Genomic DNA, 21,121 nt, shown 5'->3' on the forward strand with positions numbered 1-21,121 from the left:
GGTTTCCTGTTCCTGAAGAGTCTTTCCGGTCATCCCGTCCGCTCCTCCCTCGTTCGGCCCTCGGCCCGGTCCCGGATCAGCTCGGCCGCAACCCCGACGGCGATCGCCTGCGGATGCTTGCCGAGTGCCGGATCGCCGATCGGACATCGGATCCGCCCGATCTGCTCCTCGCCGTGACCGAGCGCCTTCAGCCGGCTTCGGAACCTTGCCCATTTAGTCGCCGATCCGATCAGCCCGAGCCGCCGGAAGCCGTGGCCGAGCAGCCGGTGGCAGAGCTCGAGATCGATGGCGTGCGAAAAGGTCAGCACCAGGTGCTCCGCCACTGCCGGCGCCTCCGCCACCAGATCGGCGGGGTTCGCAGCCACCCGCTGCACCACGCCCTCCGGTACTTCCGGAAACCGCGCCGCATCGGTATCGACCCAGGTGAGCCGGAGGCCGGGCAGGGGCCCGAGCACCGCCACCAGCGCCCGCCCGACATGGCCCGCGCCCCAGATCCAGATCTCGCGCTCCGCCATTGCCACCGGCTCCACCATCCAGCCGTGGACGATCCGCGCCACCGGCCGGAACCCCTCGCCGCGCGCCCGGTTGAGGATGCGCCGCACCGCGAGCGGAGCGTCGCCGCCCGTGCCGGGCAGCGGCCGCGCGACCACGGTCACGTCGCCGACAGCCTCCAGCCGCGCGGCGTCCCAGAGCTCCGACAGGAGCGTGACCGCCCCGCCGCAGCACTGGTTCAGCCGAGGCCCGAGCGGCATCCGGTCGACCCGGTCGCCGGTTCCGGCCGCGAGCATCGCCCGCGCCCGCGCCGCCGCCTCGTATTCGAGCGCGCCGCCGCCGATCGTGCCCTCCTGACCGCCGGCCCAGACCAGCATCGCCGCGCCCGCCTCGCGCGGGGCCGAGCCCGCAATCTCGGCCACGACGACCCGGATCACCGCGCCATGCGCCGCGACCCTGCGCGCCAGCGCCTGGAGATCGACGCTCATGCCCCGGTCCCCCGCGCCCGCTTCACCGCCGCGAGCACCGCCTCCGCCGTCGCCGGCGCCTGCAGGTCGGGCCAGTTCGGCCCGCAGGCGGCGCAGGCATCGGCGAGGGCCGAGAAGACCGAGATCCCGTGCATGAAGGGCGGCTCGCCCACCGCCTTCGAGCGGTAGATCGTGTCCTCGCGGTTCTGCCCGTCCCAGAGATCGACGTTGAAGACCCGGGGCCGGTCGGAACAGGCCGGGATCTTGTAGGTCGAGGGCGCATGCGTCATCAGCCGCCCCTTGTCGTTCCAGACCAGCTCCTCGGTCGTCAGCCAGCCCGCGCCCTGCACATAGCCGCCCTCGATCTGGCCCTTGTCGATCGCCGGATTGAGGCTCGTGCCGCAGTCATGGAGGATATCGGCCCTGAGGATCCGGTTCTCGCCGGTGAGCGTGTCGATCACCACCTCCGAGACGGCGGCGCCATAGGCGAAGTAGTAGAACGGCCGGCCGCGCCCCGCCTTCCGGTCCCAGGTGATCTTCGGGGTGGCGTAGAAGCCCGTGGATGAGAGGCTCACCCGCCCCATGTAGCAGCGCGCAGCGGCCTCCGCGAAGCTCATCTCGTCGCCGCCGACGATGACCTTGCCGTCCGCGAACCGCACCTTGGCGGGCACCGTCTGATGCTCGCGGGCAAGGTAGTCCGCCATCCGCTCCCGGATCGTGTCGCAGGCCGCCTTCACCGCCATGCCGTTGAGGTCCGACCCCGAGGAAGCCGCCGTGGCCGAGGTGTTCGGCACCTTCGCGGTATCGGTCGCGGTGATCGCGATCGTCGCCACATCGACCCCGAAGGCAGATGCCGCCACCTGGCTCACCTTGCGGAAGAGCCCCTGGCCCATCTCGGTCCCGCCGTGGTTGAGATGGATCGACCCGTCCGAATAGACGTGCACCAGCGCGCCCGCCTGGTTGAGATGGGTGAGCGTGAACGAGATCCCGAACTTCACCGGTGTCAGCGCGATGCCCTTCTTCAGGATCGGGTTCGCCGCGTTCCACGCATCGACCGCGGCCTTGCGGCTGGCAAACCCGCTCGTCTCCTCAAGTTTCGCCACCAGCCCGTTGAGGATGAAGTCCTCGACCGGCATGTGGTAGGGCGTGGTCTGGAACCCCTCCGCCGCCGGTATCTTCGCGTCGGTACGGATCATCGTTTCGGAGCCGCGCGAAACCAGATCGACATCCGGATCATCCGGGAAGCTCTCATGGCCCGTCTCCGGCGCGGGGGCGACGCGGTCGGTCGCCTCGGCGTAGAAGTTCGCCTTGCGGACCGCGAGCGGGTCGCGCCCGAGCGCATGGGCGATGTGATCCATCACCCGCTCGATCCCGAGCATGCCCTGCGGGCCCCCGAAGCCGCGATAGGCGGTCGCCGACTGGGTGTTGGTCTTCAGCCGGTGGCTCTCGATCCGCACGTGGTCGAGGTTGTAGGCATTGTCCGAATGCAGCATCGCCCGGTCCGCGACCGGCAGGCTCAGGTCCTGCGCCCAGCCGCAGCGCGCGAGCTGCAGGAACTCGATCCCGAGGATCCGGCCCTCCTCGTCGACGCCCGCGCGGTAGGCGATGCGGAAGTCGTGGCGCTTGCCGGTGATCACCATGTCGTCGTCGCGGTCATAGCGCATCTTCGCCGGCCGCCCGAGGAGATGCGCGACGAGCGCGCAGGAGACCGCGAGCGCGTTGCCCTGACTCTCCTTGCCGCCGAAGCCGCCGCCCATGCGGCGGATCTCGACCCGGACAGCGTTCATCGGCAGGCCGATCGCCTCGGCGACCTTGTGCTGGATCTCGGTCGGGTGCTGGGTCGAGGACTGGACGATCACGCCGCCCTCTGCCGGCAGCGCCAGCGCCGCCTGGCCTTCGAGGTAGAAATGCTCCTGCCCGCCCATCTCGAAGCGGCCCTCGATCACCCGCGGCGCCCCGGTGATGGCCTTCGCGGCATCGCCCTTGGTCCAGATCACCGGCCCGCCCTCGAAGCGGCTCCCCGCTGCCATCGCGTCATCGACCGTCAGGAGCGCGGGCAATTCCTTGTACTCGATCTTCCCCTTCCGCGCCGCCTTGCGGGCCGCCAGATGGCTTTCCGCGATGACGAGGAAGATGGGCTGGCCGACATAATGCACCGTCCCGGTGGCAAGAAGCGGCTCGTCATGGATCGAGGGCGAGACGTCGTTGGCAAAGGGCAGGTCGTCGGCGGTCCAGACCGCGATCACGCCGGGCGCCGCGCGGGCCTCCGAGAGATCCATCGAAACGATCTCGCCATGCGCGACGGTCGAGATCCCGAAGGCCAGATGCGCCGCGTTCGCGGGCAGCGGCACGTCGTCGATGTAGCGGGCCGTGCCGCTGACATGCAGCCGGCCGGAATCGTGGGTGACGGGCTTCGCAACGCTCATGGGGTCACCTCCAGAACCGAAACGGGCGCGCCGGCGCGCTCGTGGAAATAGCGCAGGGCCATGTTCTGCGCCGCCTCCAGCCGGTAACCGGCCGAGGCGCGCATGTCGGTGAGCGGTGTGAAATCCTGCGCGAAGGCGGGCAGCGCCGCCTCGACCGTGGCAAGGGTCCAGTCCTTGCCCACCAGTGCTGCCTCGACCGCCGCGGCACGCTTCGGGATCCCCGCCATGCCGCCGAAAGCGATCCGCGCGGCCGTGACACGGCCTTCCGCCACGGTGACGTTGAAGCAGCCGCAGACCGCGGAGATATCCTGGTCGAACCGTTTCGACAGCTTGTAGCAGGCGAGGTCCGGCACCGTCTCGGGGATCGTCACCGCCTCGACGAACTCGCCCTTGGCACGGTCCTGCTTGCCATAGTCGAGGAAGAAATCCTCCAGCGCGATCTCGCGCCGCGCCGCGCCCTTCCTCAGATGCAGCGTCGCCCCCATCGCGATCAGCGCCGGCGGCGCGTCGCCGATGGGCGAGCCGTTGGCGATATTGCCGCCGATCGTCGCGGCGCCGCGCACCTGTTCGGAGGCGAAGCGGCGCAGCAGCTCGGCGAAGGCCGGGTGCGGCGCCTCCATCGCGAGCCGCAGGCCCGCGATCGTGACCCCCGCGCCGACGCGCCAGCCGCCCGCGACCGTCTCGATCCGCTGCAGGTCGGCGCAGGCATGGAGGAAGGCCACCTCCGGCAGTTCGCGCAGCTGCTTCGTCACCCAGAGCCCGACATCGGTCGCCCCGGCGACGAGCATCGCGTCGGGATGGGCCGCGTACCATTCGGCCAGCTCATCCGCCGATCCCGGCGCATAGGGCGCTGCGCCGTCGGACCGGGCGGGCTTGTCGTCGACCCATTTCGGCACCGGCGCCGTCGCGGCGGCCTCGGCGGCGCGGATGATCGGCGCGTAGCCGGTGCAGCGGCAGAGATTGCCCGCAAGCTGGTCGTCATGGTCGGTGGCCCCGTTCTTCTGTGCCACCGCCATCGAGACCACGAAGCCCGGCGTGCAGAAGCCGCACTGGCTGCCGTGATGCTCGACCATCGCCTCCTGCACGGGATGCATCTCGCCCTTCGGCCCGGTCAGACCTTCGACCGTGCGGACGGCTTTCCCGTGAAGCTGCGGCAGGAAGAGGATGCAGGCATTGAGCGCCCGGCACCCTTGGTCGTCGGTGACCATCACGGTGCAGGCGCCGCAGTCGCCCTCGTTGCAGCCTTCCTTGGTGCCGGTGAGTCCCTGCCTGTCGCGCAACCAGTCCAGAAGCGTCCGGGTCGGACGCTCGCCGGCTACGGTGACAGGCGTTCCGTTCAACAGAAACGCGATGTCGGTCATCGAATGAACCCGCCGCCTTCTCCTCTCCCGGGCTAGTTGCGCCTCCGCCCGATGCGGCGTAAAGCGGATATGCGCGCCCCGTCTCCCGCTTTCCATGAAGCGCCGAACCCGGCCACAAGGCAAGCAATACTTAACGGGAAAACCGTTAAGCAGTTTCTCGGAATCCCGCATAATCAGCGAAACTCGCGGCCCCTCCCCGCGTCACGCTGGCCTTGTCGGGACCGCTGGGCCATAGTGCCGCCCGGGTGACGTCGCCATGTCGGGGCGGGTGGGATGCAGACGGCTTTCTATCTGGTATTGCTCGCGGTTATCGGGCTTCTCGCGCTGCAGGTCGCGGCCGCCAAGCGGTGTCGCGGCCGCGTTCTCCAGCTCGCCGCCCGGCTTCGCGACACGCCGCCCACCCGCGACATCGACATCGCCCTGCCGCCGCTCGTCGCCGATTTCGCCCGCCGCGCCGGCGCCGATCCGGGCCGGCCGATGCGCGCGGCGAGCTTCAACCAGACCGCCGAGCTCCGGCTGAAGCCGGGCGGCCGCTTCCACCGGATCGAGGCCTGGCAGGTCGTCTCGCTCGGCCGCGCCGGCTTCGTCTGGGACGCGCGCCAGCCGCTCGGCCCCCTGACGAGGCTCCGCGTCCTCGACGCCTTCGTCGGCGGCGAGGGTCTCCTCGAGGCGCGGCTCCTCGGCACCATCCCCGTCGCCCGCGCCTCCGGCGCCGAGATCGACCTCGGCGAGGCCTACCGCTACCTCGCCGAACTGCCCTGGATGCCGGACGCGATCCTCGGCAATCCCGACCTCACCTGGCGGGTGACCGGCCCCGACACGGCCGAGGTCCGGATGACGACCCGCGACGGCATCGCGCGGGTCACCTTCGGCTTCGACGCGCAGGGCGACATCGTCGCGATGGAGGCGAGGGACCGCCCGGCCCGCGATCCCGACGGCACGACCCGCCGCTACGACTGGCGCGGACGCTTCTCCGACTACCGGGAGATCGGCGGGCGCCGCCTGCCCGGCTTCGGCGAGGTCGGCTATGTCTACCCCTCCGGCTACGAGGCCTATTTCCGCGGCCGGATCAGCGACTACCGCCTCGCGCCGTGATCCATTCGCGCCGGTACGCCCTTCCGGGGCCCGCGCCCTTCGGCTAGGGTCCGGCCATGACCAAGGCGCCGCGATTCATTCACCTCCGCACCCATACCGAATACTCGCTCCTCGAAGGCGCGGTGCCGGTGAAGAAGCTCGTCGGGCATTGCGACAAGATGGGCATGCCCGCCATCGCCGTGACCGACACGAACAACATGTTCGCGGCGCTGGAATTTTCCGTGATCGCCAAGGGGGCCGGGGTGCAGCCCATCGTCGGCTGCCAGCTCTCCCTCGACCACGATCCCGCCCAGCCGGGCGAAAAGCCCCGCCCGCCCGCGGCGCTCGTTCTGCTCGCCCAGAACGAGGCGGGCTACATGAACCTGATGAAGCTCAACTCCTGCCTTTACCTCCGCGAGGACGGCGCCCTGCCGCATGTCACGGCGGAGGAACTGGAGACCCATTCGGAGGGGCTCATCTGCCTCACCGGCGGCCCCGACGGCCCCGTTGGCCGGTTCCTGCAAGCAGGGCAGGGGCCGAAGGCCGAGGCGCTGATGAAGCGCCTCGCCGCGGCCTTCCCGGACCGGCTCTATGTCGAACTGCAGCGCCATCCCGGCGAGGGCGGCCAGTATACCGAGGCCGAGCGGCTGACCGAGCGCGGCCATGTCGAGATGGCCTATGCGATGGGCCTGCCCTTGGTCGCCACAAACGACGTCTACTTCCCGAAACCGGCCATGTACGAGGCGCATGACGCGCTGATCTGCATCGCCGAGGGCGCCTATGTCGACCAGCAGGAGCAGCGCCGGCGGCTGACGCCGCAGCACTACCTGAAATCGCCCGAGGAGATGGCGGCGCTCTTCGCCGACCTGCCCGAGGCCTTGGAGAACACCGTCGAGATCGCGCGCCGCTGCGCCTTCGCCGCCTTCAAGCGCAAGCCGATCCTGCCGCGCTTCGCCGATGACGAGGTGCAGGAACTGCGGCGCCAGGCGAACGAGGGGCTCAAGGCGCGGCTCGCCGTCATCCCCCACGCGGTCAGCCTTGAGGATTACCAGAAGCGCCTCGATTTCGAGCTCGGCATCATCGAGCAGATGGGCTTCCCCGGCTACTTCCTCATCGTCGCCGACTTCATCAAATGGGCCAAGGACCACGACATCCCCGTCGGTCCCGGCCGGGGCTCCGGTGCCGGTTCGCTCGTGGCTTATGCGCTGACGATCACCGACCTCGATCCCCTGCGCTACTCGCTCCTCTTCGAACGCTTCCTCAACCCCGAGCGGGTCTCGATGCCGGACTTCGACATCGACTTCTGCATGGACCGCCGCGAGGAGGTGATCCGCTACGTCCAGGAACGCTACGGCCGCGACAAGGTCGGCCAGATCATCACCTTCGGCGCGCTCCTGTCGAAAGCCGCCGTCCGTGACGTCGGCCGCGTGTTGCAGATGCCCTATGGCCAGGTCGACCGGCTCTCGAAACTGATCCCCGTCGAGGGCGTGAAACCCGTCTCGATCGAGAAGGCGCTCGCCGACGAGCCGCGCCTGCGCGAGGCCGCCCGCGCCGAGGAGGTGGTGCAGCGGCTGCTCGACTACGGCCAGCAGATCGAGGGGCTCCTCAGGAACGCCTCCACACACGCCGCCGGCGTCGTCATCGGCGACCGGCCGCTCGACGAGCTGGTGCCGCTCTACCGCGACCCGCGCTCGGACATGCCCGCGACCCAGTTCAACATGAAATGGGTGGAGCAGGCCGGCCTCGTGAAGTTCGACTTCCTCGGGCTGAAGACGCTGACCGTCATCCAGAACGCCGTTGACCTCATCCGCGCGGGCGGCCGCCACCTGCATCAGGCCGCCGACGGCCGCACGCTCTACACCCCGCCCGAGGGGGCCGAGGACCAGATCAACGCGATCCCGCTCGACGACGAGCCCACCTACAAGCTCTACGCCGCCGCCAAGACCGTCGCCGTGTTCCAGGTGGAAAGCTCAGGCATGATGGACGCGCTGCGGCGCATGAAGCCGACCTGCATCGAGGACATCGTCGCCCTCGTGGCACTCTACCGGCCCGGCCCGATGGAGAATATCCCGACCTATTGCGAGGTCAAGAACGGGGTGAAGGATCTGGAATCGATCCACCCCACCATCGACCACATCCTGAAAGAGACGCAAGGCATCATCGTCTATCAGGAACAGGTGATGGAGATCGCCCAGGTCATGGCCGGCTACACGCTCGGCGGCGCCGACCTTCTCCGCCGCGCGATGGGCAAGAAGATCGCCGAGGAGATGGCCAAGGAGCGGCCGAAGTTCATCGAGGGCTCCACCGCCAACGGGGTGGACAAGAAGAAGGCGGGCGAGGTCTTCGACCTTCTGGAGAAGTTCGCGAACTACGGCTTCAACAAGTCCCACGCCGCCGCCTATGCCGTCGTCAGCTACCAGACGGCGTGGCTCAAGGCCAACCACCCGGTCGAGTTCATGGCAGGCGTCATGAACTGCGATATCCACCTCACCGACAAGCTCTCGATCTACGCCGAGGAGGTGCGGCGCGGGCTCGAGATCACCATCGTACCGCCTTGCGTGAACCGCTCCGAGGCGACCTTCTCGGTCACGAACGGCCAGATCGTCTACGCGCTGGGCGCGCTCAAGAACGTCGGCGTCGAGGCGATGCGGCTCATCGTCGAGGCGCGGGGCGGGAAACCCTTCGCCACGCTCTACGACTTCGCCCGCCGCGCCGATCTCAAGCGCATCGGCAAGCGCTCGCTGGAGATGCTGGCGCGGGCAGGGGCCTTCGACCAGCTCGATCCCAACCGCGCCCGCGTCTTCGCCGCGCTCGACGCGCTGTCGGCCTATTCGGCGGCGATCCACGAGGGCCGCGCCTCGGCTCAGGTCTCGCTCTTCGGCGAGGCGGGCGAGGACCTGCCCGAGCCGCGCCTGCCCTCCGGCGACGACTGGCTCCCGGCCGACCGGCTGGCGCAGGAGCACCAGGCGATCGGCTTCTATCTCTCCGGCCATCCCTTGGACGACTACGCCCCGGCGCTGAAGCGCAAGGGGATGCTGACGCTCGCCGAATTGCAGCAGAAGGCCGAACGCGACGGCGCGGCGGTGTCGCGCGTCGGCGTCCTCGTTTCCGGCCTTCAGGACCGCAAGTCCGCGCGTGGCACCCGCTTCTTCCGCATGAACATCTCCGACCCGACCGGGCAGGTCGCGGGCATGGCGCTGTTTCCCGAGGATTTCGACGCCTGCCGCAAGGTTTTCGACCAGACCAACCACGTCGTGATGTCGCTCGAGGCCCGCTTCAACGAGGGCCAGTTCGACCCCGTCGCCCGCTCCGTCGCGCCGATGGAGGGGGCGGTCGCCGATGCCGGCGGCGCCGGGCTGAAGATCCATATCGAGAGCGAGGCCGCCGTCGCCTCGGTCGCGGCCCTGCTCGCCCGCATGGTCGAGGAGGCGAAGATCCGCTCCCGCGGTCCGATCAGCTTCTGCATCGCCGACCGCGAGACCGGCGAGGAGGTCGAGGTCTCGGCCGGCCGCGACTTCCCGGTCAATCCCCAGATCAAGGGCGCGATCAAGGCGATGGGCGGCGTCGTCCTGGTCGAGGAGGTCTGACCGCAGCGGGCGGTCCCATCGAGAGGGCAAGCGATGATGAAACTGCTCCGCTGGACCGTGTTCCTGGTTCTTGTCGGCGCCGTCGCGATCATTCTGGCGCGGCTCGCGTTTCCGCTTGCGCCGCTCGATGGCCGCACGGAGTCCACGGCCCGCCCCGCGTCGCCCGCAACCGCGTTCGGCGCGGCCGTCCTGTCTGCCGCCGCACGCCATGCGGGTCTGAGCGGGGTCTATCCGCTGTCATCGGGGCTCGACGCCTATACCGCGCGCGCGCTCATGGCGCGGGCGGCGGCGGAGACGATCGACGCGCAGTACTACATCTGGGCCGACGACATGACCGGCCTCACGCTCCTGAAGGAGTTGCAGGATGCCGCCGACCGCGGCGTCCGGGTCCGTCTCCTCGTCGACGACAACGGCACGCCCGCGCTCGACCCCGAGCTTGCCGCCCTCGACGCCCATCCGAACGCCGAGGTGCGGATCTTCAACCCCTTCACCCTGCGCGCCCCCCGGCTCGCCTCCTACCTCTTCGACTTTCCCCGCCTGAACCGGCGGATGCACAACAAGTCCTTCACCGTCGACGGCGCTGCGACCATCATCGGCGGCCGCAACATCGGCGATGTCTATTTCGAGACCGGCACGGCGGGCATCTACTTCGATCTCGACGTGCTCGCCGTCGGCCCCGCGGCCGCCGAGGTCGCCGCCGATTTCGATCGCTACTGGAACAGCCGCTCGTCCTACCCCGCACTGTCGCTGATCGCCCCGGCACCGGGCAGCGAGGGCCGGCTCGCCGCGCGCGCCGCCGAGGCGGCGGCCTCCGAGCAGTTCGCGGGCTACCTGCGGGCGCTGACCGAAACGACCCTCGCGCGCGATCTCGCCGCAGGCACACTGGCGCTCGAATGGGTGCCCGTGCGGCTCTTTTCCGACGATCCGGCCAAGGGGCTCGGCCCGATGAACGGCGACGACCTCCTGATCTCCCGGCTCTGGCGCGACATGCCGCCGCCGCAAACCTCCTTCGATCTCGTCTCGGCCTATTTCATCCCGGGACGCGAGGGAACCGAGGCGCTGACCCGGTTCGCGGACAAGGGCATCAAGGTCCGGACGCTCACCAATTCGCTCGAGGCGACCGACGTGCCGGTGGTGCATTCCGGCTATGTCGAATACCGCGACCAGCTCATTGACGGCGGCGTCGAGACCTACGAGCTCCGCTCCGGGATCGAGGAGCGCCGCACCATCGACAAACTCGGCATGCTCGGCCAGTCGACCTCGTCCCTGCATGCCAAGAGCTTCGCCTACGACCGCCGCCACATCTTCATCGGCTCGTTCAACTTCGACCCGCGCTCGGCCCGGCTGAACACCGAAATGGGCTTCCTCATCGACAGCCCGCGCCTCGCCGGTTCGATGCAGGACAGCTTCGACACGACGGTTCCCCTCGCAGCCTACCGCGTCACCCGCGACGCTGGCGGCAAGCTCACCTGGCACGAGGCGCTCGCGGACGGGAAGGGGACGGACTACCGGCGCGAGCCGAACACCTCCTGGACGATCCGCGCCCTCGTCGCCGCCGTCGCCTGGCTGCCGATCGAATGGATGCTGTGATCCGTCGTCGGCTCCGCTCCCGGTCCTGCGCCGGGAGCGGGACAGCGTTTTGAGCAGTTCCTGACCGGGGCTGTTTTTCGGAACGATGCCGCGATCATTGTGGCGATTTTCGGAAAAGCGTTCCGAAGCGCCGCTCCGAATGGGGCTTGCGCGCGCCATTGGCCCGGATAGCTTCGCGCCCATGCCGCCTTCGGGTGTTCCGGAATCTCTCCAATTGGACAATTTCATCGCATTCGCCGTCGTCGGCTTCCTCGCGCAGCTCGTCGACGGGGCGCTCGGCATGGGCTTCGGCGTCATCTCCTCGGCCGTCCTTCTCGCCCAGGGCGTGCCGCCGCCGCTGGTCTCGGCCAGCGTCAATGCCGCCAAGCTGCCGACCTCGGGCACCTCGGCCACCTCGCACTGGCTGCACGGCAATATCGACTGGCGGGTGGTCCGCCCGGTCGTGGTGATGGGCGCGCTCGGCGGCTGCCTCGGCGCGCTTCTCCTGACATCGCTCAAGGGGGCGCTGCTGCTCTGGCTCACCAACCTCTACCTTCTCGCGATCGGCGCGCTCGTCCTGGTCCGCGCCTGGCGCGGCCGGGCGCCCGCGCTCGTCGCCGCCGGCCGGTTCCGCCTGATCGGCTTCGCGGGCGGCGCCATCGAGGGGATCGGCGGCAGCTGGGGCCCGGTCGTCACGACCGGCCTGCTCGGTTCCGGCGTGCCGCCCCGGCATGCCGTGGGATCGTCGAACCTCTCGGAATTCGTGGTGAGTTTCGTGGTCTTCGCGGTCCTGACGCTGGGCTTTCATGCCGGCCACTGGGGCGCGGACATGGAGTGGCGCTCGCTCATCGGCTCGGTCGCCGGCCTCGTCGCGGGCGGCGTTCCGGCGGCGATCTTCGGCGGAAGGCTCGCCGCGCGGGTGCCGCACCGGCCGCTGACCGTTGCAGTCGGGCTCCTGGCGATCGGCATCGCCGCCTACCGCTTCGCGACGATGTGAGGCCCGCCGCCGCGCCTCGGCCTCGCCGGTCTAGGCGTTACTCCATGCGGCCCCCGAAGGCCCGGACAAAGCTCACCGCGAGGATGATCCGCACGAGGTGATGCGCGGTGACGTAGAGGATCGACATCTTCAGGCTGAGCGCGATCAGCCCCATCTCGATCAGCCCGCCCGGCGCGAAGGCGAGGAACACCGCGCGCACCGGCTCGCCCGTCAAGGGCGCCAGCGCGAGGGCGAAGCCGACCGCGGTCCCGATGGTGATGACCGCGTTCATCAGCGCGAGCCTGAGCGCCACGAGGATCCGCCCCTTCGGCATCCCCGCGAAGCGCACCCCGAGCGAGGTGCCGACCACGACCTGCGCCGCGGCCAGGAGCCAGCCGGGCGGCACGCCCTCGGTCCAGCCCGCCATGTGGGCGGCCGCCGACAGGAGGATCGGCCCCAGCACATGGCCCGCCGGCAGCCGGAGCTTGAGCCCGATGAGAGCACCCGCCACCGCCGCCACCGCCAGCACCGCCACGTCCCGGACCCCGAGCGCCGATCCCGCCACCGCCGCACCGGCCGCCGAGCCGACCGCATGGCCCTCCATCCAGGAAAACGCGACCGGCACCAGCACGATGGTCAGGATCAGCCGCAGGAACTGCAGCATCGCCAGCATCTGCACGTCGGCCCCCGCCTCCTCGCCCATCTGCACCGTCTCGACGAGCCCGCCCGGCGCGGTGCCGTAGAAGGCGGTCCGCCGGTCGACCCGCCTGGTCGCGGTCAGTAGCCGGAAGCCGAGGAAATGCACCAGCGGGATGAAGAGGCAGAGCGCCAGCAGAGACGGGACCCACCGCGGCGCCTCGGCAAGGATCTCGGGCCGCGCCGCGCCGCCGATGGCGATGCCGATGACCGGGACGAAGACCATCCTGATCTTCTGCGGCGCCTGCGGCAGGTGGCCGAAGGGCTTCAGGCCGCCGACCGCCGCCGCGCCGACCGCGAGGAGCGAGCCGAGGAGCATCGGCAAGGGTAGGTGCAAGGCCTGCGCGCCGAAGCCGCCGGCAAGCCCGAGCGCATAGGTCAGTCCGACCGTCGGCCAGTGCGGAGCGCCGAGGAGGCGGTCGATCAGGTGGCGCATGGATATCCCGGCATCGCGGATCGCGGCCGCGACCCCTCCCGTCAACGTGTCAGCGCCGGCGCCCGAGGGCAAGCCCCGCGCCCGGCGCTAGAAGACCGTCTGCACAGCGCGCGACAGGAAAAAGCCGTGCCCGTCCCGGTTGCGGCACTCGAGCCCCTTTTGCGACGAATGGCAGACGAAGCCGCCGAACGTCCCGGTCACGCCATAGTCCGCCCTGTGGAAGCCGTCGCGACCGCGATAGAGCGGTTCGCACAGCATCTGCACCGGTCCCCGGTCGAGCATCAGGAAGCTGTGCCCCCAGTCCGAGGCGCAATCCGCCGGACGCGGCAGGGCGGGCGCGCCGTGCCGCTCGATGATCGTGCACTGGATGTCGGACATGCCGACCTCCATCCCCACCGTGCACTGGATGTTCTCCGACGGGGTCTCGAAGGTCCAGATGTCGGCATGGGCGGGCAGGGGGCCGAGAAGGAGGATCAGAACGGCAGGGCGCAACATGGTCGTTCCCCATTCGATATGGTCCGTGTGGACCCAGCCTGCCACCCGGATCGCGTGTTGTCATCAGAGAAGGCGGTCCCGGCGCGGGCCTCACCGCAGGTCGCGGACAAAGAGGTCGGCCGCGCCGTCCGACAGATCGGGATCGCGCCGGAACCCGGCCTTTTCGAGCACCCGTGCCGAGGCGGAGTTCGCCCGGTCGACGCCGCCGAGAAGAAGCAGCGGCCCGGCCGCACCCGCCGCGCCGATCAGCCCGGTGAGCAATTCGGTCGCGAGCCCCTTGCCCCAGTGCGCTTCGGCCAGAAGGTAGCCGATATGGATCTCTGGCACCCCGCCGTCCGCCCGGAACGCCGCAAGGATAAGAACCCCCGCGATGCGGCCCTCCGGCCGCGTGAGCGCAACGAAGAGATCGCTTTCCGCAACTCGGTCGTCGATCCATCCGGCGATCGGGTCCGGCCCCGGCCCAAGCTGCAGAGAGACCGGCAGATGCGCCAGCACGCGCGGCGTCAGGACTGCGCCCAGTTCCGCCTCGAGCGCGGCGCGTCGGCCGGCATCCGGGGCGAGCGAGCGCCACCTCCGGAGCGACAGCCGTGGCGTATCGAACTCCGGAACCGGCGCGGCGATGGCGGCCATGCTCACCAGTGCGGTGGCTTCTGGTCGGCGAGCGGGATCGCGCCCGAGGCTTCGGCCTCCGCCTCCGCCGCCCGCTCCATCAGGAGCCGCACGCGCCGGGTCAGCACCTCGATCTCGCGCGCCTGGGCCGCGATCACGTCCGAGAGGTCGTCGACCGCGCGTCTGAGATGCGCGATCTCCTCCTCCGCCCTTTCCAGCCGTTCGTTCATCGCTCCTCCCGTGCCGCCGCCGCTGGCCCGACGCCTGCCATACGTTTTGCCGTCGTGGCGCGGATGCCGGACTCCGTCCCCCGCAGCCGCTTGTTCCCGTCCCCCCCATCCGTTACACCCGCGCGCATCGAGATGTGAAGGGTCGGATCATGGCCAAGGACAAGGGACCGCGCAGACCGAGGGCCGAGACGCCCAAGGGTTTCCGCGATTATTTCGGCGCCGAGGTGACGGAGCGCAAGGTGATGCTCGACCGGATCGCCGCCGTCTATCACCGCTACGGCTTCGATCCCCTGGAGACCTCGGCCGTGGAAACCGTTGAGGCGCTTGGGAAATTCCTGCCCGACGTCGACCGCCCGAACGACGGCGTCTTCGCCTGGCAGGAGGAGGACAGCGACTGGCTGGCACTCCGCTACGATCTGACGGCACCCTTGGCGCGGGTCGCCGCGCAGTACCGCAACGACCTGCCGACGCCCTACCGGCGCTACGCGATGGGCCCGGTCTGGCGCAACGAGAAGCCGGGACCGGGGCGATTCCGCCAGTTCTATCAATGCGATGCGGATACGGTCGGGTCGGGCTCCGTCGCCGCAGACGCCGAGATCTGTGCCATGCTCTCCGACGCCCTCGAAGAGGTCGGCATCCCCCGCGGCGACTACGTCGTTCGGGTAAACAATCGTAAAGTTTTGAATGGTGTAATGGAGGTCGCGGGCGTCCTCGATCCTGCCGACCCGTCGAAATTCGAACACGAGCGCGGCATCGTCATGCGCGCCATCGACAAGATCGACCGGCTGGGCGAGGCGGGCGTGCGCGCCCTGATCGGCGCGGGCCGGATGGACGACAGCGGCGACTTCACCAAGGGGGCCGGGCTCTCGGAGGCGCAGGCCGATGTCGTCCTCGGCTTCATGTCCGCCCGCCGCGACACCGGGGCCGAGACCGTGGCGCGTCTCCGCGAGCTCGCCGGCGGCTCCGCCATCGGCACCGAAGGCGTCGACGAGCTTGAAAAGATTGCCGAACTTCTCGATGCCCAGGGCTACGGCCCCGACCGCATCGTGATCGACCCCGCAGTCGTCCGCGGCTTGGGTTACTACACCGGCCCGGTCTTCGAGGCGGAGCTCACCTTCGAGATCCTCGACGAGAAGGGCCGCCCGCGCCAGTTCGGCTCGGTCGCCGGCGGCGGCCGCTACGACGATCTCGTCAAGCGCTTCACCGGCCAGTCGGTGCCCGCGACCGGCGTCTCGATCGGCGTCGACCGCCTCCTCGCCGCGCTCCGCGCCAAGGGCCGGGTCGAGGCCGACACGCGCGGCCCCGTCGTCGTCACCGTCATGGACCGCGACCGCATGGCCGAGTACCAGAAGATGGCGACCGAGCTCCGCCAGGCCGGGATCCGCGCCGAGGTCTATCTCGGCAACCCGAAGAACTTCGGCAACCAGTTGAAATACGCCGACAAAAGGAACTCCCCGGTCGCCGTGATCCAGGGCGGGGACGAGGCCGCAAAAGGCGTCGTCCAGCTCAAGGACCTCTTCCTCGGCGCAAAGATCGCCGCCGAGGTCAGCCACGAGGAATGGAAGAGCCAGCCCGCCCAGACCGAAGTTCCGCGCGACACCCTCGTCACCGAGGTCCGCCGCCTTCTGGGGATCGCCTGAATGGCGCTGAAAGGGGCAGCCAGGGCCGAGGCCGACCGCCTCATGGCCGCTTTCCGCGCGGCGGGCGCGGTGCCGGTCGAGGCCGACATCCTGCAGCCCGCCGAGGTGCTTCTCGACCTTTACGGCGAGGACATCAGGGCGCGCGCCTATGTCACCGCCGACCCCTTGCGCGGCGAGATGATGCTGCGCCCGGACTTCACCGTGCCGGTGGTGCAGATGCACATGTCGGGCGGCGCCGAGCCCGCGCGCTACTGCTACATGGGCGAGGTCTTTCGCAAGCAGGAACACCTGACCGAGCGGAAATCCGAGTATTTCCAAGTAGGTTACGAGGTCTTCGACCGCGCGAACCCGGCGCTCGCCGATGCCGAGGTCTTCGCGCTTTTCGCGGACCTTCTCGCGCCCCTCCGCCTGCGCGCCGTCACCGGCGACATCGCGATCCTGATGGCGGCGGTGCAGGGCCTCAGGACGCTCGAGTCCCGCAAATCCGCACTCCTGCGCCACATCTGGCGGCCGCGCCGGTTCACCCAGCTCCTCGACCGCTTCGGCGGCCGCGCCCCGGTCCCCGAGACCCGCGCCCGCCTCCTCGCCGCCCTCGCCGCCGGCGAGACGCTGACGACCGCCCCGCGGATCGGCCTGCGCTCGGACGCCGAGATCGCCGCCCGCCTCGCGGCGCTCGAGGCCGACGCTCAGGCGGCCCCCATCGCCGCCGAGGAGGTCGCCCGCCTCGAGGACCTCCTGAACCTCTCTGCGAAAAGCCCGGCCGCGCTCGCGCATCTGCGCGACCTGGCCCGCGAGATGCCCGCCATCGCATCCGCCACCGACCGGATGGAGGCGCGGCTCGACGCGCTCGGCGCGAAGGGCGTCGATGTCGACACCCTCGATTTCGAAGCCTCGCACGGCCGCACCACGCTCGAATATTACGACGGCTTCGTCTTTTCCTTCCACGGCAGGGGGCCCGACCTGCCGCCGATCGCCTCGGGCGGGCGCTACGACGCGCTGACCCAGGTCCTCGGTCAGGGGCGCTCGATCCCCGCCGTCGGCGGCGTGATCCGCCCCGGCCTCGTCGCCGACCTGACGGAGGGCGCGTCATGCTGAAACTCGGCATCCCCTCCAAGGGCCGGCTCATGGAACAGTGCTTCGACTGGTTCGCGAGCCGCGGCATCACGCTGCGCCGCACCGGGTCTGACCGCGAATATGCCGGCGCCGTCGAGGGCGCCGACGGCCTCGCCCTCGTCCTCCTCTCGGCGGGCGAGATCCCGCGCGAGCTCGCGGCGGGCCGCATCCATCTCGGCGTCACCGGCTCCGACCTCGTGCGCGACAAGCTCGCCGACTGGGACCGCCAGGTCGCCGAGCTTGCGCCGATGGGCTTCGGCCATGCCGATCTCATCATCGCGGTGCCCGCCTCTTGGCCCGATGTCGACACGCTCGACGATCTCGACGCCGCCGCCGCCGCCTTCCGCCGCAGCCATGGCCACCGGCTCAGGATCGCCACCAAGTACCACCGCCTCGTGCGCGAGTTTCTCACCCGGAACGGCGTCGCCGATTACCAGCTCGTCGACAGCCAGGGCGCGACCGAGGGCACCGTCAAGAACCTCACCGCCGAGGCCATCGCCGACATCACCTCGACCGGCGAGACGCTCCGCGCCAACCACCTGAAGATCCTCGCCGACGGCCTCGTCCACCAGAGCCAGGCCACGCTCTACGCCGCCCGCGCCGCCGACTGGGAAAACGGCGCCGCCGAAACCCTCGCCGGCCTCGCCCCGCGCCTCGGCTTCGACCCAAAAGCTCTCTGATCTTCTTCTTTTCCCAAATATCCCGGGGGTCCGGGGGCAGCGCCCCCGGCGCCCGCCGTCAGCGCAACCCGATCTCGGCCAGCGCCAGCGCCATTTCCTCCGGCAGCGCCGTATCGGCCTCCCGCGCCTTCGGCAGGTCGCGCGGTGCGTCCTTTGGCTCGAGATAGCGCCAGCCCTGGAACGGCCGCCGCGGTGCCGCCTCGGTGCGCACCACCTCCGGGTCCATGACGATGCCGCAGCGCCGGATCCCGTCCGCCCCCTCGATCTCGTCGAGCCTGAGGATCCGCTGGCGGCAGAGGATCACCCCCTTCACCACCCAGTAGAGCGAACCGCCCGCCAGCACCTCGGCCTCGCGCTTCGGCCACATCCGCGTGACATGGCGCCGCTCGCCGGTCGGGTAGGGCGCGGGATGCGTGCGCTGCCAGTCGAGGAGATCCTCGACACTCTCCGCACCGACACAGAGCTTCAGAAGATGAAGAGACTCGGCCATGACACCCCCAAGACCTTGCCATTCTACCCGCGCCACCCCCGAGATCAAGTTGACCGGCCCGGCGCCCAAGCGTATCGTGATCGCCCCTTCCGATACCCGAGGACCGAGGCCCGATGACCCGTTTCGCTGCCCCCATCGCCGAACAGATCTGGGACATGAAGTACCGCTTCAAGGAGGCGGACGGCACCCCCGTCGACGGCACGGTCGAGGACAGCTGGCGCCGCATCGCCCGCGCCCTTGCCGCCGTAGAAAAGGATCCCGCCCGGTGGGAGGACCGCTTCTACACCGCGCTCGAGGATTTCAAGTACCTCCCCGCCGGCCGCATCACGGCGGGCGCCGGCACCGGGCGCACGGTCACGCTCTTCAACTGCTTCGTCATGGGCACGATCCCCGACGACATGGGTGGCATCTTCGACGCGCTGAAGGAAGCCGCGCTGACCATGCAGCAGGGTGGCGGCATCGGTTACGATTTCTCTACCATCCGGCCAAGGGGGGCCGAGGTGAAGGGCGTCGCGGCCGATGCCTCGGGGCCCCTCTCGTTCATGGATGTCTGGGACGCGATGTGCCGCACGATCATGTCGGCCGGCTCGCGGCGCGGCGCGATGATGGCGACGATGCGCTGCGACCACCCCGATATCGAGGCCTTCATCGCCGCCAAGCAGGACGCCGCGCGGCTCCGGATGTTCAACCTTTCCGTCCTCGTCACCGATCCGTTCATGGCGGCGGTCAAGGACGGCAAGCCCTGGGACCTCACCTTCGACGGCAAGGTCTACAAGACCGTCGAGGCGCTCGACCTCTGGAACCGGATCATGCGCGCGACCTACGACTACGCCGAGCCGGGCGTGATCTTCATCGACCGCATCAACGCCGCCAACAACCTCGGCTACGCCGAGACCATCGCCGCCACCAATCCCTGCGGCGAGCAGCCCCTGCCGCCCTACGGCGCCTGCCTCCTCGGCTCGATCAACCTCGCCCGCCTCGTGACAGACCCGTTCGGCAAGGGCGCGGCGCTCGACGAGGGCGCGCTGGATGATCTCGTCACGACCGCGGTGCGGATGATGGACAACACCGTCGACGCCTCGCGCTTCCCGCTGCCCCAGCAGAAGGCCGAGGCCGAGGCCAAGCGCCGCATCGGCCTCGGCGTCACCGGGCTCGCCGACGCGCTGCTCATGGTCGGCCTCCGCTACGGCTCGGAAAAAGCCGCCGTGCAGACCGAGGAATGGATGCACCGCATCGCCCGCGCCGCCTACCTCGCCTCGGTCGAACTCGCGAAGCAGAAGGGCGCCTTCCCGCTCTTCGACGCGGAAAAGTACCTCGCCTCGGGCAACATGATGCAGATGGACGCCGACGTGCGCGCCGCGGTCGCGGAACACGGCATCCGCAATGCGCTCCTGACCTCGATCGCCCCCACCGGCACGATCAGCCTCTATGCCGGCAATGTCTCGTCCGGGATCGAGCCGGTCTTCGCCTATGCCTACAAGCGCAAGGTCCTGCAGAAGGACGGCAGCCGCACCGAGGAGGAGGTCGTCGACTACGCCGTCCAGCTCTGGCGCGAACGCTTCGGCGACAGGCCGCTGCCGGAGCATTTCGTCAACGCCCAGACCCTGCCGCCGCTCGACCACGTCCGGATGCAGGCGGCGGCGCAGAAATGGGTGGATTCGTCGATCTCGAAGACCATCAACTGCCCCGAGGAGATCAGCTTCGAGGCCTTCAAGGACGTCTACATGGCGGCCTGGGACCAGGGCTGCAAGGGCTGCACCACCTACCGGCCCAATGAAGTTACCGGCAGCGTCTTGAGCACTTCCGAGGAGAAAAAGCCGGAGTTGCCAGTTTTCTCGGAGCCATTCGAACGTTTGAAATGGGCACGTTCAAAGAAGAACCTAACGCTTGCAAATATAGCGGAAAAGGTTGGCTACTCTGTGCCGCACTTGTCTCAGCTAGAGTCCGGCATCAAGAAACTTACCCCTTCCGGGGCGGAAAAGTTTGGGCAGCTGTACTCGTTGCCCAAGGGTTGGCTCCTCTTCGGTGAAGGGGGCGATGCTCCCGAAGTCCTCTCAAAAGACGGCGCCGAACCCCTCACGCCGCATGGCGACGTCGTCTATCTCTCCGAACCCTTGGACCGGCCGCAGGCGCTTGAAGGCGCGACCTACAAGCTGAAATGGCCCGACAGCGAGCACGCGATCTACATCACCATCAACGACATCGTGCAGGGCGGCCACCGGCGCCCCTTCGAGGTCTTCATCAACTCCAAGAACATGGAGCACTACGCCTGGACGGTGGCGCTGACGCGGATGATCTCCGCCGTCTTCCGCCGCGGCGGCGACGTCTCCTTCGTCGTCGAGGAACTGAAAGCCGTCTTCGACCCGCGCGGCGGCGCCTGGATGCAGGGCCGCTACATCCCCTCGATCCTCGCCGCGATCGGCGGCGTCATCGAACGCCACATGATTGCGATCGGCTTTCTCGAGGGCGAGGGCCTCGGCCTCAAGTCCGACCCCAAATCGCAGGTCGTCGCGGTCGGCGAAGCACCCCGCGGCCCGACCTGCCCCTCCTGCGGCCAGTTCGGCATGCAGATGATCGAGGGCTGCCTGACCTGCCCGAATTGCGGCCATTCCAAGTGCGGATGACCGGTCGCGCCGGGAGAGAACTGTTGTAGGACCCACGAATAAATGACCATTTCCGGGGTTTTTTGACCACTCCGGCACAGATCAAATGACCACCGGTCGCAGGGCGATCGGTGGTTTTTGTTTTATATCAATGTGTTGCTGTGGGTTCAGAGCTTT

16 protein-coding genes are annotated in these 21,121 nt (G+C 69.2%); 8 read left to right on the top strand and 8 right to left on the bottom strand.

Features of this window, described 5'->3' with window-relative positions; all coding sequences use genetic code 11:
• Positions 1-29: 29 nt before the first annotated feature.
• The 3 genes from xdhC to xdhA are packed head-to-tail and all read right to left on the bottom strand — an operon-like array spanning position 30 to position 4,746.
• Positions 30-980 (bottom strand): xanthine dehydrogenase accessory protein XdhC, encoded by a 951-nt coding sequence (gene xdhC / locus OM960_RS14765; protein ID WP_264772477.1) that lies wholly within the window; start codon positions 978-980, stop codon positions 30-32.
• Entirely contained in the window at positions 977-3,385 is a 2,409-nt protein-coding gene (xdhB, locus tag OM960_RS14770) for a xanthine dehydrogenase molybdopterin binding subunit (protein WP_264772478.1), read from the bottom strand. Before xdhB ends, xdhC begins: the two co-directional genes overlap by 4 nt.
• Positions 3,382-4,746, bottom strand: coding sequence for a xanthine dehydrogenase small subunit (xdhA, locus tag OM960_RS14775; RefSeq protein WP_264772479.1), 1,365 nt, complete (start codon positions 4,744-4,746; stop codon positions 3,382-3,384). Before xdhA ends, xdhB begins: the two co-directional genes overlap by 4 nt.
• 273 nt (positions 4,747-5,019) lie before the next feature.
• Between xdhA and OM960_RS14780 the strand changes: the two genes are divergently transcribed.
• The 4 genes from OM960_RS14780 to OM960_RS14795 all read left to right on the top strand — a co-directional run bounded on the left by OM960_RS14780 (position 5,020) and on the right by OM960_RS14795 (position 11,973).
• A complete protein-coding gene (locus OM960_RS14780) occupies positions 5,020-5,841 on the top strand; it encodes a DUF6544 family protein (protein ID WP_263337116.1) in 822 nt (273 codons plus the stop codon).
• A 56-nt stretch (positions 5,842-5,897) separates the two neighbouring features.
• Positions 5,898-9,407 carry a DNA polymerase III subunit alpha gene (dnaE, locus tag OM960_RS14785; RefSeq protein ID WP_264772480.1) on the top strand — a complete coding sequence of 1,170 codons (3,510 nt, stop codon included), beginning with the start codon at positions 5,898-5,900 and terminating at the stop codon, positions 9,405-9,407.
• A 33-nt stretch (positions 9,408-9,440) separates the two neighbouring features.
• Complete coding sequence (locus OM960_RS14790) at positions 9,441-10,997, top strand: phospholipase D family protein (RefSeq protein WP_264772481.1); 1,557 nt, start codon at positions 9,441-9,443, stop codon at positions 10,995-10,997.
• 214 nt (positions 10,998-11,211) lie between these two features.
• Complete coding sequence (locus OM960_RS14795; RefSeq protein WP_264772482.1) at positions 11,212-11,973, top strand: sulfite exporter TauE/SafE family protein; 762 nt, start codon at positions 11,212-11,214, stop codon at positions 11,971-11,973.
• A gap of 37 nt (positions 11,974-12,010) precedes the next feature.
• Here the strand turns inward: OM960_RS14795 and OM960_RS14800 are convergent, their stop codons facing one another.
• From OM960_RS14800 to OM960_RS14815, 4 genes are all read right to left on the bottom strand, one after another.
• Positions 12,011-13,084: an AbrB family transcriptional regulator gene (locus tag OM960_RS14800; protein ID WP_264772483.1), complete on the bottom strand. Its 1,074-nt coding sequence runs from the start codon at positions 13,082-13,084 to the stop codon at positions 12,011-12,013.
• Positions 13,085-13,171: 87 nt separating this feature from the next.
• Positions 13,172-13,579 carry a DUF6636 domain-containing protein gene (locus tag OM960_RS14805; protein ID WP_264772484.1) on the bottom strand — a complete coding sequence of 136 codons (408 nt, stop codon included), beginning with the start codon at positions 13,577-13,579 and terminating at the stop codon, positions 13,172-13,174.
• A 90-nt stretch (positions 13,580-13,669) separates the two neighbouring features.
• Complete coding sequence (locus tag OM960_RS14810; RefSeq protein WP_264772485.1) at positions 13,670-14,209, bottom strand: GNAT family N-acetyltransferase; 540 nt, start codon at positions 14,207-14,209, stop codon at positions 13,670-13,672.
• Between the two features lie 2 nt (positions 14,210-14,211).
• Positions 14,212-14,418, bottom strand: a complete 207-nt coding sequence (locus OM960_RS14815) for a SlyX family protein (RefSeq protein WP_263337100.1) — start codon at positions 14,416-14,418, stop codon at positions 14,212-14,214.
• 149 nt (positions 14,419-14,567) lie between these two features.
• On the opposite strand from OM960_RS14815, the gene hisS reads away from it, so the two are divergent.
• Genes hisS through hisG form a run of 3 tightly spaced genes read left to right on the top strand, consistent with a single transcriptional unit; the run spans position 14,568 to position 17,851 of the window.
• The gene (gene hisS, locus OM960_RS14820; RefSeq protein WP_264772486.1) at positions 14,568-16,058 is read left to right on the top strand and encodes a histidine--tRNA ligase; all 1,491 of its coding nucleotides are present in this window, start codon (positions 14,568-14,570) and stop codon (positions 16,056-16,058) included.
• Positions 16,059-17,153, top strand: coding sequence for an ATP phosphoribosyltransferase regulatory subunit (locus OM960_RS14825; RefSeq protein ID WP_264772487.1), 1,095 nt, complete (start codon positions 16,059-16,061; stop codon positions 17,151-17,153). It begins immediately after the preceding gene.
• Positions 17,147-17,851, top strand: coding sequence for an ATP phosphoribosyltransferase (gene hisG / locus OM960_RS14830; protein WP_263337092.1), 705 nt, complete (start codon positions 17,147-17,149; stop codon positions 17,849-17,851). The genes OM960_RS14825 and hisG overlap by 7 nt, the downstream gene beginning before the upstream one ends.
• A gap of 58 nt (positions 17,852-17,909) precedes the next feature.
• On the opposite strand, the gene OM960_RS14835 is transcribed toward hisG, so the two are convergent.
• The gene (locus tag OM960_RS14835; RefSeq protein WP_263337090.1) at positions 17,910-18,341 is read right to left on the bottom strand and encodes a DUF1489 family protein; all 432 of its coding nucleotides are present in this window, start codon (positions 18,339-18,341) and stop codon (positions 17,910-17,912) included.
• A gap of 113 nt (positions 18,342-18,454) precedes the next feature.
• Here OM960_RS14835 and OM960_RS14840 point away from each other — a divergent pair, with 113 nt between their 5' ends.
• Positions 18,455-20,965: an adenosylcobalamin-dependent ribonucleoside-diphosphate reductase gene (locus tag OM960_RS14840; protein ID WP_264772488.1), complete on the top strand. Its 2,511-nt coding sequence runs from the start codon at positions 18,455-18,457 to the stop codon at positions 20,963-20,965.
• Positions 20,966-21,121 lie beyond the last annotated feature (156 nt).

The organism is Defluviimonas salinarum (genome assembly GCF_026013545.1).
Lineage (GTDB): Bacteria > Pseudomonadota > Alphaproteobacteria > Rhodobacterales > Rhodobacteraceae > Albidovulum > Albidovulum salinarum.